Genomic DNA, 13,373 nt, shown 5'->3' with positions numbered 1-13,373 from the left:
CCGTTGCCCTGCGCTGTGTTAGTATTTGGTGCAGACAACGATGCCGTGCCCGGTTGCCACCGGGCCGTGAAAAAGAACGAAACGAATTGTGGGGTTACACGTGATCAAAGCCGTCATTAGCGGAACCGGACTCTATACGCCGCCAGCGACCATCGACAACGCCGAGCTGGTCGACGCCTTCAACGCCTATGTGGAGCTGTTCAACCGGGAGCACGCTGATGAGATCGAGCGTGGCGAGTGTGAGGCTCTGCAGCCGTCGTCGCCGGAGTTCATCGAGAAGGCGTCCGGTATCAAGCGGCGCCATGTCATCGACCGGGAAGGCATCCTGGATCCGAACCGCCTGTGCCCCTCGATTCCCGACCGCAGCAACGACGAGCCCAGCGTCCAGTGCGAAATGGGCCTGGCGGCGGCTCGCGAGGCGCTGCAGCAGGCCGGCCGCGAGGCCTCCGACGTGGACGCGGTGATCGTCGCCTGCTCCAACATGCAGCGGCCGTACCCGGCCATTTCCATCGAACTGCAGGCGGCCCTGGGCATTGACGGTTTTGCCTACGACGTCAACGTCGCTTGCAGCTCCGCCACCTTCGGTTTGCAGGCCGCTGCCAACGCCGTTGAAACCAGCAGTGCCAATGCAGTGCTGGTGGTCAGTCCGGAGATCTGTTCCGGGCATCTCAACTTCCGCGACCGGGACAGCCATTTCATCTTCGGCGATGCCTGCACCGCGATCCTGGTGGAACGGTCCGATCGTGTGGCGGAAGGGCAGGGCTTTGACGTCCTCGGCACCCGTCTCAAGACACAGTTTTCCAATAATATCCGCAACAACTTTGGTTTTCTGAACCGGGCGGACGAGTCCGGAGTGGGGCAGCCGGACAAGCTGTTTATCCAGCAGGGCCGCAAGGTGTTCAAGGAGGTTTCCCCGCTGGTGGCGGAAACCATCCAGGCGCATCTGGCCGACCAGCAACTGGCGCCGGAGAACCTGACGCGGATGTGGCTGCACCAGGCCAATCTCAACATGAATCAGTTGATTGCCAAACGGGTTCTGGGCCGGCACGCGACCCTCGAGGAGGCGCCGGTGATCCTGGACGAATACGCCAATACGAGTTCCGCCGGCTCCATCATCGCCTTCCATCTGCACCACGATGGACTGTCCAGCGGCGACCTGGGCGTGATCTGTTCGTTTGGCGCCGGTTATTCGATCGGCAGCGTGATCGTTCGCAAACGCTGAGCTGGACGTCAGGTAAGAAACCCGCCGATGGCGGGTTTCTTACGTTTGGCGTGAGGTGCGCCATAAAGGTTGCCGGCGTCAGGCGGATGACGCGGCGTAGCTGCGAAGCTTATCGGGCAGTGGCGCTGAGCGTCGCGTCGAATGGTCGAACCAGACGATCTTGGCGTAGCCCTCCGAGTAACGCTCCCCGGATTCGCTGTCGACCAGTTCGTACCAGGTTTCCAGGCTGGTGTTACCTGCCTTGCCGGCGTAGGTTTTGACGGTCACCGCCGCCGGGTAGGTGAGTTCCCGGAGAAAGGTGGCGCTGGTCTTGATGATGACCGGGCCGGTGCCGTCCGGCAGGTCGCGCATGCTGATCGAGCCCAGCCAGGTGATACGGGCTTCTTCAAAAAAGCGGAAATAGACCGTATTGTTGGCGTGCCCGTAGGCATCCATATCGCCCCAGCGCAGGGAGAGGTCCAGGCTATGGACCAGGTTTCCAGGTTCTGACATCGAGTCTGTCCTCAGTCGGAGCTTGTGCGTTCAATCGTGAGAAATGCGGATGACCGCTCTCGTTCAGGCGGGTTATTTTCAGCGAAACTTTTTACATGTCAAAACATCAGGAAGCTAAATGAAGATCCCGAAGCTGTTCACCCGCTCACGGAAGGCGCGCCAGGCCGCTGTGCTCCTGGCCCTGTTGGGTGCCGGTCCGCTGGCGGCGCAGGAAGGTTCCGCCAGTGCCGACGAGAGGGATCCCTGGGAAGGCTGGAACCGTGGCGTTTACGCATTCAATGAGTTCGTCGATGACTGGTTCCTGCGTCCGGTGGCCGAAGGCTATCGCTTCATCACGCCGGATTTTGTCGATGCCGGCGTCACCAACTTCTTCACCAACCTGGGTGAGCTGAACAACTTCGTCAACAGCGTACTGCAGCTGAAGGGGGAGTCCGCAGTGGTGGCGCTGGGGCGTTTCACCTACAACACCACCTTCGGGCTGGGTGGCCTGATTGACGTGGGGACGGCCTTCGGTCTGCCCGAGCGTCCGGAAGATCTGGGACAGACCCTGGGCTACTGGGGCGTGAACAGCGGGCCGTATATGGTGCTGCCGTTCCTGGGGCCGTCGAGCGCCCGCGACTTTGGCGGCCTCGCCGGCGACCTGACGGTCATGCCCAGCACCTGGGACTACATCGAGTCACCGGAGAACTACTACCTGCGCGGTGTTCAGGTGGTCGATGTGCGCGCCGACCTGATTCCGGCGGAAGGCTTTATTTCCGGTGACAGCTACACCTTTATCCGGAACGCCTACCTGCAGCGGCGTGAATTCCTGATCAATGATGGCAAGGTCGAGTCCGATCCCTTCGCCAATGATGATGAAGATCTGATGCTCGATGATTTCTAGGCCGCACTGAAACGCTCTTGTCGGAGTCGGTCGCGGCTCCGTTGCAAGGGTGCCAGGCGCGAGGGCGGACCAGGTTTCCGTTGGCCCGGAAGGTGGGTGCCCGTTGGTCCGGATGGTGGGTGACAGTGATCAGACCCTGGCGGTATTATACGGGCTTGCCGGCAATATCCTGTGACCTGACTGGACTTCCATGTACTACGACTTTTTCGGCTTTCGGGAACCGCCGTTTTCGATTGCGCCCGATCCGCGCTATCTCTATCTCAGCGAGCGGCACAAGGAAGCGCTGGCCCATCTGATGTATGGGGTCCAGGGGCAGGGTGGTTTTATCGTCATCACCGGTGAAGTCGGTACGGGCAAGACCACGGTCTGCCGCTGCTTTATCGAGAACGTGCCCGAGCACGTCGACATCGCGCTGATCCTCAATCCCCGGCTCTCTGCCCGTGAACTGCTGTCCAGCATCTGCGACGAGCTGGGTATTCCGCACGCGTCGGCCTGCAGCATCAAGCGCCTCAACGATCTGATCAACCATCACCTGCTGGAGGCCCATGCCAACGGCCGCCACCAGGTGTTGATTATCGACGAGGCCCAGAATCTCTCCGCCGACGTGTTGGAGCAACTGCGCCTGCTGACCAACCTGGAGACCGCCGAAAAGAAGCTGCTGCAGATCGTGCTGCTGGGCCAGCCGGAACTGCAGGAAATGCTCGATACCCGGGAGCTGCGCCAGCTCTCGCAGCGAATCACCGCCCGCTATCACCTCGATGGCATTGGCCGTGAGGAGTTGCCCGCCTACCTGCGTTATCGCCTCAGCGTAGCCGGACAACGCAGCGAGTTCTTTACCTTGCCGCGAATGAATCAGCTGTACCGGCTCAGCGGCGGTATTCCACGGGTGATCAACCTGATCTGCGACCGGGCGTTGCTAGGGGCCTATTCCGAAGGAACCCACCACGTGGGGCGCGACCACATCGCACAGGCGGCGCGTGAGGTGTTGGGCAAACAGCGCGGTGGCAGAACCCGGCGGCGGGTAAAGCTGGGTTATGCGGCCTTTGCCGCCATGGTCCTGATGCTGGCGATCTTTCTCGGCTGGCACCTGGTCGACCCGCTGAGCCCCGGGGCGGAACCGGTCGCCAAAAGCGGCGAGGTTCAGCGCGAGGCCGAAAATGAGCCGGAAACGCCGCCGGCCCCGGAAATCAGCCAGACCGAGCCCGGTCCGGAACCTGATGAAGCAACCACGGATATCGAACCGACCGCGGAGTCAGGCGACCAGCCCTTTGCTGCGGCGAATGAGACGGCGGTACAGGATGACACTGTGCCTGCCAACTGGCTGTCGCTGATGGAAAACGGGGGCGCCGATCAGACCACGGCCTATCGTGAACTTTTCTCCCGTTGGGGGTTTGACTACAAATCGGCGTCCTATCCCTATGCCTGCGATTTTGCCGAAACCGTCGGCCTGCGCTGCCTGCACCGCCAGGGTAACTGGCGCAGCATCCGTCAGTTGAACCGGCCGGTTGTGTTGCGGCTGTTCGACGACAAGGGGCGCGCCCGTTTCGCCACCCTGATATCGCTGGATGGCGGGCAGGCCAGCCTGGTCATAGGTGAGGAGACGCTGCGTATGTCGTCGGAGCGGGTCGACCGTTACTGGCTGGGTGATTACTCTCTGGTCTGGCGGTTGCCGCCCTACGAATCGCCTCTGGTGCCGGCTCAGGAGGCGGTCAGCCCCGAAGCCTGGTTGAGCTCAAAGCTGATGGAACTGATCAGTACCCTGGAAAGCAATGTGTCGCGACAGGATGAGTTGATGGCCGCCAGCCTGCACGACCAGATCGTCTGGTACCAGTCGCTCAAGGGGCTGATCCCGGACGGCATCGCCGGCGCCAAGACCCTGATCCAGATGAACTCCGACCTGTATCCGTCCATCCCGCGCCTGTCGCCGGCGCGACGACAGACCGCCGAGGTGAAGTGACGCTATGTCCTATATCCTCGACGCGTTGCGCAAATCGGAGAGCGACCGACAGCAGGGGCGGGTGCCCGACCTGGCCCAGTCGGTGCAGATGATCCACAAACCCAGACGCCGCCGCATTCCGGTGGGCGTGTGGGTGGCCCTGGCCCTGCTGGTCAACGCAGCCGTACTGGCGGCGGTTTTCTGGCCGGGCAGCGGGCGCCATGCCGACCAGCCGGCGGCATCGACACCGGTGACCCAGCCCACACCGGCCGAGGTAGCGTCTGAGTCGCCACCCACGCCGTCTCCGGAAAGGACGGCGTCCGATAAACCGGCTGAACCAGCGCCCGCGCCGGAACCGGTGGCGGAGACCGTCGCGCCGGCCGATCCCCAGCCGGGACCGGCAACGAACTACGCCGAAGACGTCTACCCCGAAGCCGATGAAGCGGTTCCGGCAACCCGTCGGGCGACGCTTATCGTGCCGCACCGGGCGGCGGTTTCCGAATCCGAAGGGGACGCCTTTGAGCAGGCCCCGACCTTTGATTTTGCCGACGGTCCGCCCGTCGAACACCTGGTGGAGAAACCCTTGTCATTCCAGCGCAAGATTCCTGACCTGCGCTTCAGCAGTCATATCTATGCTTCCGATCCGGCCGCTCGTCGGGTCATGATCAACGACAATTACCTACGTCCCGGGGATTCCTTTTCCGGCATCCGGGTGGAGGCGATCACCTCCGACGGCGTGGTGCTCAGTGCTTACGGTGAGACCTTCCGCGTTGGCGTGGTCCGTGATTGGGTCAGTCCGCGCTGATGGCTTTATCCGACGACGTTAAACAGCGCATCCAGCAAGGTTACCGCGATCTTCTCGAAGGCAAGTCCATCAAGGCCCGTTACGGCCAGCGGCTGATGATCGCCGAAATTGCCCGTTACCTGGGGAGCATTACCGAGAACGACGGTGAACGTACGTCGCCGGCTTCTTCCTGCGTGGTGGAAGCGGGTACCGGTACCGGCAAGACCCTGGCTTACCTGCTGGCGGCCATCCCCATGGCCAAGGCCCTCGACAAGAAACTGGTGATTTCCACGGCCACCGTGGCGTTGCAGGACCAGATCGTGCAGAAGGATCTGCCGGACCTGCGCAAGCACACCAACATTGATTTCAACTGGAGCCTGGCCAAGGGCCGCGGCCGCTATCTGTGCATGTCGCGGCTGGAAGGTCGCCTGCACGATGAAGGCGTCAAGGACAGCGACACCATGCCGCTGTTCCTGCTGGAACGGGAACCGGCGGACGAACCCGGCAGCCGGGAGTTCTTCGAGGACATGCTCGGGCGCTATGCCTCCCGTGAGTGGGATGGTGACCGGGACCACTGGCCCCAGCAGATCGACGACGACCTCTGGCGCCAGGTCACCACCGATCACCGCCAGTGCACCAACCGCCACTGCAGCTACTTCGATTCCTGCGCCTTCTTCGAGGCCCGCAAGGGGATCGACGACGCCGATGTGATTGTTGCCAACCACGACCTGGTGCTGGCGGACCTGGCCCTCGGGGGAGGCGCCATCCTGCCCAAACCGGAAGATGCCGTCTTCATCTTCGATGAGGCCCATCACCTGCCGGACAAGGCGCTCAATCACTTCGCCGCGTCCGTCGGACTGAACAGCACCCGCAGCTGGCTGAAGCAGCTGTCCCAGGTCATTGTGAAAATGAAGCCGCACCTGGGCGCCAACACACTGGCCTCCAAGACGTTGGACCGGATCAGTGAAGCCTCGCGGGATTACGATAACGTGCTGACCCAGGTTTATGATCTGGCCGAGAAAACCATCGACTGGACCTTCGAGGACGAGCGCAACGTGGCCCAGTGGCGCTATCCCGATGGCGAGCTGCCCGAGGATATGGCGAAGGCCGCGGTTGAAGGTGGGGCGGCGTGTGCGCTGTTGACCCGCCAGTTGGGTGTGCTGGTCGACGAGATGCAGAAGGCGTTCGACGACAAGCGCGAGCACGACGTGGACCGGCAGACCGCCGAAGCCTGGTTCCCGGTGGCCGGTTCCCTGCACAGTCGCGCGGAGGATCAGCACCGGCTGTGGTCGGCCTGGCAGGCCGAGCGCCAGGAGAAAGGGCCGCCGCCGGCGCGCTGGGCCATTCGCCAGCGGTTCGAGCATTCCGAGGACATCACCTTTTACTCCAGCCCGGTGCTGGCCGACCATCTTCTCTACGGGCGTCTCTGGTCCCGTGCCCACGGTGTGATCCTGACCAGCGCGACGCTCACCGCCCTGGGCAAGTTTGACCGTCTGCGTAGCCGTGCCGGCCTGCCGGAAGCCAGCCAGTACCTGGTGGTGCCCAGTGCGTTCCGTTACGCCGACATGGCCACCGTTGAAGTACCTTCGATGAGCGCGCTGCCCACCGACGCGGATGCTTTCACCGGCGCCCTGGTGGAGCGCCTGCCCGAGCTCTGGCGGGACGGCTCTGCCACGCTGGTCCTGTTCACCTCCCGCCGTCAGATGAATGCGGTGCGGGATAAATTGTCACCGGAGTGGCCGGAACTGATCACCACCCAGGACGACATGGCCAAGGGCGAAGTGCTGCGCCACCACCGCGAGCGGATCGATGCCGGCAAGCCCAGTGTGCTGTTTGGTGTGGCCAGCTTCGCCGAAGGGATCGATCTTCCCGGCGATTACCTGCAGCACGTGGTGATCACCCGTCTGCCGTTCTCGGTACCCGATGACCCCATCGATGCCAGCCTGGCGGAGTGGGTTACCGCCCGCGGCGGCAATCCGTTCATGGAAATCACGGTGCCTGACGCCTCGATTCGCCTGGTCCAGGCGGCCGGCCGGTTATTGCGGACCGAAGCGGACAAGGGGCGCATCACCATTCTCGATCGGCGCATCGTCACCCGGCGTTACGGCCAGCTTCTACTCGATGCATTGCCTCCGTTCCGCCGTGTTATTTCGCCCTGACGGTGTAATTAGCCGCTGGAGCGATAAAACGGCACAAAAAAAGGCGTTCATCCGATGTGGAGAACGCCTTCCGAAAACAGGGCCAGATGCCCCGGGGTTAAAGCAACACGAAACATGGAATCCAAAGGCCTGAAGTTTCAGATTCCGTCGTGAGGTTGCCCTCACCGACAGGGCCATTCTATGGCGGGCGGGGCGTAGAGGGATCGTCCAAAGGGCGTAGTGCTGCCGATTAATGGGCGAAAACTGTGACGATGCGCACAGGATCGCAGGTTATTGCAGCAGCGCCAGTTGGCGTGCCCGGGCCAGGGCTTCGGTGCGGCTTTTCACCTGCAGCTTGCTGTAGAGATTGCGGATGTGTGCTTTCACGGTGGCATTGGCCACCTGCATCCGCTGTGCTATGTCCTTGTTGGCCAGCCCTTCGTTGATCAATCCGAGCACTTCGATCTCCCGCGAACTGAGCGGCTCCACCAGCCCGGGTTGCGGCGCCGAGCGTATGGACGGCTCTGACGCGGGCGCATCGCTCGCGTCCAGCAACGCCTGAAGCCCTGACAGGAAGTTTCCTGGCATCGTGTCGGGATCCAGGGCGCGGATCATGCGACGGATGCGGGCGCTTTCTTCCACGAATAGCCGGTACAGGCCCTGGCGCGCAGCGCGGCGCAGGGCTTCGGTCAGCATCGCGCTGGCCTCCGCCGTCTTGTCTTCGGCCGCCAGGGCGTCGGCATAGATCGTCAGCACCTCAATCAGGTGCTTGTGGTGCTGCCCCTGCTCGGTGGACAGGCGCAGGGGCGCGAGCAGGGGCAGGGCCTCCGCCGGCCGGCCGAGCGCAATCAGTACCCGGGCGGCGGTCATGTTGTCCTGCTCGGCATTGAGCGGGTTGCGGTAACGCCCCGCATCACGACGTTCGAGCCAGCGCTGGGCAGCGTCCAGTTCGCTCAGGCCGAGTTGCGCGCGGGCGGTCATGGCTTCGAGGTTGGGTGGTTCGAAAAGGATGCGATCGCCGCGCTGGGCCAGCATGTTCCGGGCGTCATCGAGGGCGGTGAGGGCGCCGGCAAGGTCGCCCCGGGTAAACGCCAGCCGGGCGCGGGCGTACTGGATGATGATGTGCTGACCCGGTTCGGTGCCGGTCTCCAGGTGCGACAACAGCGGTTTGAGGTAGCCCTCGGCATGTTCCAGCTCGCCGCGTTCGCGATGGATCTCGATCAGTGCGCAGTTCTGCCAGCAGGAGATCAGCGTCGGCTGGCGGGGATCGGTGTAGTGCTGGTCGATCCAGCGGCGGACCGCGCGACAGCTTTCCAGCGCCAGGTCGATGTGGCCGCGATGGAAACGGATCCAGGCCAGCAGGCCGCCGCTGGAGAGGACCGTCGAAGCCTTGCGCTCGAGCTGACCATACGACACCGCCGACGCCAGCGCGTCTTCGGCCGCCGGTAGATCGCCGCGGCCGAAACAGTCCAGCCCGATGCCGTAATAGGTGACGGATTTCAGGGGAATCTGGGTATGGTCGATGTCTCGCAGGACCTGACGGGTCAGATCGGCGGCGCTGTCGTGGTCGGCGCGTGTACGGGCCAGGTGGCCGCGGATCAGCGCAATCTCGCTGTGCAGGCCCAGGGCGCCTTCGGCATCGGGGTGGGCGTCGGCGACGCGCCGGTCGAGCCGGTTTTCCAGTTGCTCCAGGCGCGGCTCGATGGCATCGAGCCGGTTGGCGAAGAAATGCCCCCAGATCTGCAGCATTGACAGCCGCGGGTTCGCCTCGACGGCCCCGCTGGGCAGCTTGTCCAGCCATTCCAGCACCGGCAGGTGGAAGCCTCCGTGGATCAGGTGGTTGCCGTGCTCCGCCAGGACCCGTTCCAGCCAGGGCCAGTCGCGGCGCTGTACCAGTTGGGCGATGGCTTCCTGGATGTCGTCGTTGTCGAGCAGCCAGTCGATCGCCCGTGCCTGGAGGGGCTCGATTCGCTCGGGGGCGGTCTGCTGCAGGCGGGTGAACAGCGCCTCACGAAACAGGTCGTGGTAGCGGAACCACTGGTCGCGGCTGTCCAGCGGCACCAGGAACAGGTTGCTGCGGCTCAGTCGTTCCAGCAGCGATTGACTGTCCGTTGCCTGGCGTACGTGGTTACAGAGCGAGGCGTTCAGGCGCAGGCAGCAGGCGGTGTCCAGCAGGAAGTCGCGTACTTCCGCCGGCTGCTGGTTGAGGATCTCGCCGATGATGTATTCGTTCAGCTCACGGCTGGACGACGGGGGGCGGCCGATGGTTTCCCCCGGGGCCTGCGACGCTGTGCCTGCGGCGATGGCGCTGAGCTGCATGGCGGCCACCCAGCCTTCGGCGTTCTGCCAGATCCGGCGGCTCTCGGCAGGGTCGAGTTCCAGGGCCATGAACTCGCTCAGGAAGCGTCGCGCTTCATCCTCCGAGAAGGCGAGTAATTGAGGCTCGATGGTGTCGGCCCACTGGCGCACGCGCCAGCGCGCTACGGGCAGCTCAGGCTCGGATCGGGACACGATGACCAGGTTCATGCCCGGCGGCAGGTAGTCGATGAAATAGGTGAGCTGACGATGGATGACCGGCGACTGGATCTGGTGGTAGTCGTCGAGAACCAGGCTGACGCCCTCACGGGCATGGGCAACAAGGTGATTGATGAGGCCGGAGATGGCCCCCTCGAAGTCGTGGGTATCGGCCTGGCTGAACAATGACTGGCAGTCATCAAGGTCAGCCAGTCCGGCATGGCTCAGGGCCCCGGCCATATACTGCCAGAAGCGCCTGGGCTCATCGTCGTTGGCATCCAGGGAGAGCCAGCCCACCGCGCCGGTTTGTTGGGTGCACCACTGGTTCGCCAGCGTCGTCTTGCCGTAGCCGGCGGGCCCGATAATCAGGTTGAGCCGTTTGCCCGCGCGGCTCTGCAAGGTGCGCAGCAGCCGTTCCCGGGGGACGGCGTTACGGTCGCTTGCAGGGCGCAGGAATTTCGTGGTCAGCAGCATCTGGGTCGCGGGTCCGGTCCGTTCGGAATGGCTCGGGGATGGCCTGTCGATCCCCGGACTGCCTATCCGATTGTCGGTGTTACCGCTGGGAAGTCAAGGCGTTGCAATGGAGCCTGGACCGGAACGCCGAGCGGGAGCGAGGCGCGCCCGGTTATCCGGATCAGAAGAAGGTGTACTTCAGGCCGATGGCCAACAGGATGGTGGCCAGGGTGGATTGCAGCACCCGGTTCGGCAGCTTGCGGGCCAGCCGTGTGCCGAGTTGGATCGCCGGAATCGAGCCGATCAGCAGGGCGCCAAGCAGTTGCCAGTCGATGTTGCCCAGGTGCCAGTGGCCCATGCCGGCGATGAATGTCAGCGGCACGGCATAGGCCAGGTCGGTGCCGACGATACGCACGCCCGTAAGGTGTGGGTACAGCAGCATCAGAATGGCCGTACCGAAGGCACCGGCGCCCACCGACGACAGGGTGACGGCCGCACCCAGGAAAACACCGGCGATGACCGTCAGTCCGTTGCGGTGGCGCACCAGGAAAGAGGCGTCACTATCGTCGCCACGGTGTCGCAGGATCCAGGGGCGGAAGATCAGGACCACCGATGTGAGGATCAGCATGGTGCCCAGGGTGGAGACCAGCAGGTTGCGGTATTCGTCCGGGTCGGTGAAGAAGAACGACAGCAGCACGATCGCGCCCAGCGACGCCGGCACGCAGCCCAGCAGCAGGCGACGCACGATGGGCCATTCGATGGTTTTCTGACGATGATGGGCGAACACGCCGGTGCCCTTGGTGATCGCGGCGTAGATCAGGTCAGTGCCGATGGCGACGTGTGGCGGAAAGCCGAACATCAGCAGCAGCGGCGTCATCAGCGAGCCACCACCGACGCCGGTCAGGCCGACGGCGAGGCCGACGCCAGCACCGGCGAGAATATAGAAGACGATATCCATAAATTATGATCTACACTGAAAACCGTGGACCTTCGCAGACCGGAAGCAACAACGAAGACAAGAGCGTCCAGAACCAATTGTTCCTACAGGGTTTCCAACTGTAGACCTTTGGATCTATTCTTAAAAAGAATTTCTACTTATATTTTTATTCGAATAAGAAAGACGATGGAGCGAAAGGGTCAATGAAATTACAGCAGCTGCGCTACATCTGGGAGGTGGCGCATCACGATTTGAATGTGTCCGCGACAGCGCAGAGCCTGTTCACCTCGCAACCCGGTATTTCCAAGCAGATCCGACTGCTGGAAGACGAGCTGGGCGTCGAAGTGTTCGCCCGCAGTGGCAAGCACCTCACCCGGATTACCCCCGGCGGGGAAACCATTATTCGCGAGGCCGGCGAGATCCTGCGACGGGTGGAGGGCATCAAGAAGATCGCCCAGGAATTCAGCAATCAGCGCAAGGGCGACCTGAGCATCGCCACCACCCACACCCAGGCGCGTTATGCCTTGCCTCCGATTATCAGCGGGTTTATCGAGGCGTATCCTGAAGTGTCCCTGCATATGCACCAGGGCACGCCCATGCAGATCTCGGAAATGGCGGCCAACGGTGCGGTGGATTTCGCCATCGCCACGGAGGCGCTGGAGCTGTTCAACGATCTGATCATGATGCCGTGCTACCGCTGGAACCGCAGCATCATCGTGCCCCGGGATCATCCGCTGACCCGCTGCCAGCCGCTGACGCTGGAAGCGGTTGCGGAGTACCCGCTGGTGACCTACGTGTTCGGCTTCACCGGCCGCTCGCGGCTGGACGAGGCCTTCCAGGGCAAGGGCCTGACACCCAAGGTGGTGTTCACGGCGGCGGATGCGGACGTTATCAAGACCTATGTGCGCCTGGGTCTGGGTGTGGGGATCATCGCCAGCATGGCCTACGACGAGCGCACCGACAGCGACCTGGTGGCGCTGGATGCTCGGGACCTTTTCGCGCCCAGCGTGACCAAGATAGGTTTCCGTAAGGGCACCTTCCTGCGGGGCTACATGTACGAGTTCATCCAGCGATTTGCGCCGCACCTGACCCCCGAACGGGTCGATGCCGCCACGCACCAGTCAAGCCGCGCCGATATCGAGGCGCTGTTCCAGGACGTTGAGCTGCCGACACACTGACGGCAAACCCAAAAAAGAAACGGGACCCTTGGGTCCCGTTTGTGTTTATGCCTTCGGCGCCCGGATTATTTGGCGCTGGCGATCAGGTTGCCGGCGTGCAGGCCGCACTCCTTGTGGGTGGCTTCCTCCCACCACCAGCGGCCCTCGCGCTCGTGCTGGCCCGGCAGGACCGGGCGGGTGCAGGGCTGGCAACCAATGCTGATAAAGCCTTTCTCATGCAGTTCGTTGTAGGGCGCCTCCGTCATGCGGATGTAGTCCCACACGTCCTTGGACGACCAGTTGGCAAGCGGATTGAACTTGATCAGCTGTTTTTCCGGCGTGGAGAAGGCATCGTCCACCTGCACTACAGGCACATCGTTGCGGGTGCCGGGACTCTGGTCCTTGCGCTGGCCGGTAATCCAGGCGTCCACGGTGGCGAGCTTGCGCCGCAGGGGGTTGACCTTGCGGATGCCGCAGCATTCCTTGTGGCCATCCTCGTAGAAGCTGAACAGGCCTTTCTTCGAAACCAGCTCCTGGACTTCGGCGGCGTCCGGGAACAGGATCTCGATATCGATGTTGTAGTGCTTGCGCACCTTCTCGATGAAGGCGTAGGTTTCGGCGTGCAAACGACCGGTATCGAGGGTGAAAACCTTGAGGTTATCGGTCAGTTTGTGGGCCAGCTCGATCAGGACGACATCCTCCGCGCCGCTGAAGGATACTGCGATGGAGTCGTAGCTACCCAGCGCGTGCTTGAGGATGGAACGCGGTGATTGGTCGTTCAGTCTCTCATTCAGTTCTTTTATGGATTCCATCATGTTCATCGTTTCTGAAATGGTGAACAGAAAATACCACCCGGG

The 13,373-nt window shown here is 62.8% G+C and carries 10 protein-coding genes; 6 read left to right on the top strand and 4 right to left on the bottom strand.

The annotated features are described in order from the left end of the window. The first annotated feature begins 100 nt into the window (after positions 1–100). On the top strand, positions 101–1,222 hold the full coding sequence (locus GQB00_RS03625; protein ID WP_165855254.1) for a beta-ketoacyl-ACP synthase III: 1,122 nt from the start codon (positions 101–103) through the stop codon (positions 1,220–1,222). 78 nt (positions 1,223–1,300) lie between these two features. Here GQB00_RS03625 and GQB00_RS03620 read toward each other — a convergent pair whose 3' ends face one another. Continuing rightward, positions 1,301–1,714: an acyl-CoA thioesterase gene (locus tag GQB00_RS03620; protein ID WP_165855253.1), complete on the bottom strand. Its 414-nt coding sequence runs from the start codon at positions 1,712–1,714 to the stop codon at positions 1,301–1,303. Positions 1,715–1,832: 118 nt separating this feature from the next. Between GQB00_RS03620 and GQB00_RS03615 the strand changes: the two genes are divergently transcribed. From GQB00_RS03615 to dinG, 4 genes are all read left to right on the top strand, one after another. Then, a complete protein-coding gene (locus tag GQB00_RS03615; RefSeq protein WP_111496014.1) occupies positions 1,833–2,597 on the top strand; it encodes a VacJ family lipoprotein in 765 nt (254 codons plus the stop codon). Between the two features lie 190 nt (positions 2,598–2,787). Then, a complete protein-coding gene (locus tag GQB00_RS03610; protein ID WP_111496015.1) occupies positions 2,788–4,554 on the top strand; it encodes an ExeA family protein in 1,767 nt (588 codons plus the stop codon). Between the two features lie 4 nt (positions 4,555–4,558). Further along, complete coding sequence (locus GQB00_RS03605; RefSeq protein WP_165855252.1) at positions 4,559–5,338, top strand: general secretion pathway protein GspB; 780 nt, start codon at positions 4,559–4,561, stop codon at positions 5,336–5,338. After that, entirely contained in the window at positions 5,338–7,476 is a 2,139-nt protein-coding gene (dinG, locus tag GQB00_RS03600; RefSeq protein ID WP_165855251.1) for an ATP-dependent DNA helicase DinG, read from the top strand. The genes GQB00_RS03605 and dinG overlap by 1 nt, the downstream gene beginning before the upstream one ends. Positions 7,477–7,746: 270 nt before the next feature. Here the strand turns inward: dinG and GQB00_RS03595 are convergent, their stop codons facing one another. Beyond that, positions 7,747–10,443 (bottom strand): LuxR C-terminal-related transcriptional regulator, encoded by a 2,697-nt coding sequence (locus GQB00_RS03595; RefSeq protein WP_165855250.1) that lies wholly within the window; start codon positions 10,441–10,443, stop codon positions 7,747–7,749. A 160-nt stretch (positions 10,444–10,603) separates the two neighbouring features. Continuing rightward, complete coding sequence (locus tag GQB00_RS03590; RefSeq protein ID WP_111496018.1) at positions 10,604–11,380, bottom strand: sulfite exporter TauE/SafE family protein; 777 nt, start codon at positions 11,378–11,380, stop codon at positions 10,604–10,606. A 182-nt stretch (positions 11,381–11,562) separates the two neighbouring features. Here GQB00_RS03590 and cysB point away from each other — a divergent pair, with 182 nt between their 5' ends. Further along, positions 11,563–12,537: an HTH-type transcriptional regulator CysB gene (cysB, locus tag GQB00_RS03585; RefSeq protein WP_165855249.1), complete on the top strand. Its 975-nt coding sequence runs from the start codon at positions 11,563–11,565 to the stop codon at positions 12,535–12,537. A gap of 65 nt (positions 12,538–12,602) precedes the next feature. Here the strand turns inward: cysB and GQB00_RS03580 are convergent, their stop codons facing one another. Further along, positions 12,603–13,331, bottom strand: coding sequence for a phosphoadenylyl-sulfate reductase (locus GQB00_RS03580; protein WP_265735505.1), 729 nt, complete (start codon positions 13,329–13,331; stop codon positions 12,603–12,605). Between the last annotated feature and the right edge of the window lie 42 nt (positions 13,332–13,373).

Origin of the sequence: Marinobacter sp. JSM 1782161 (assembly GCF_011421605.1) — a bacterium.
Taxonomy (GTDB): domain Bacteria; phylum Pseudomonadota; class Gammaproteobacteria; order Pseudomonadales; family Oleiphilaceae; genus Marinobacter_A; species Marinobacter_A bohaiensis.
This window is presented reverse-complemented; position numbering and strand designations above follow the sequence as displayed.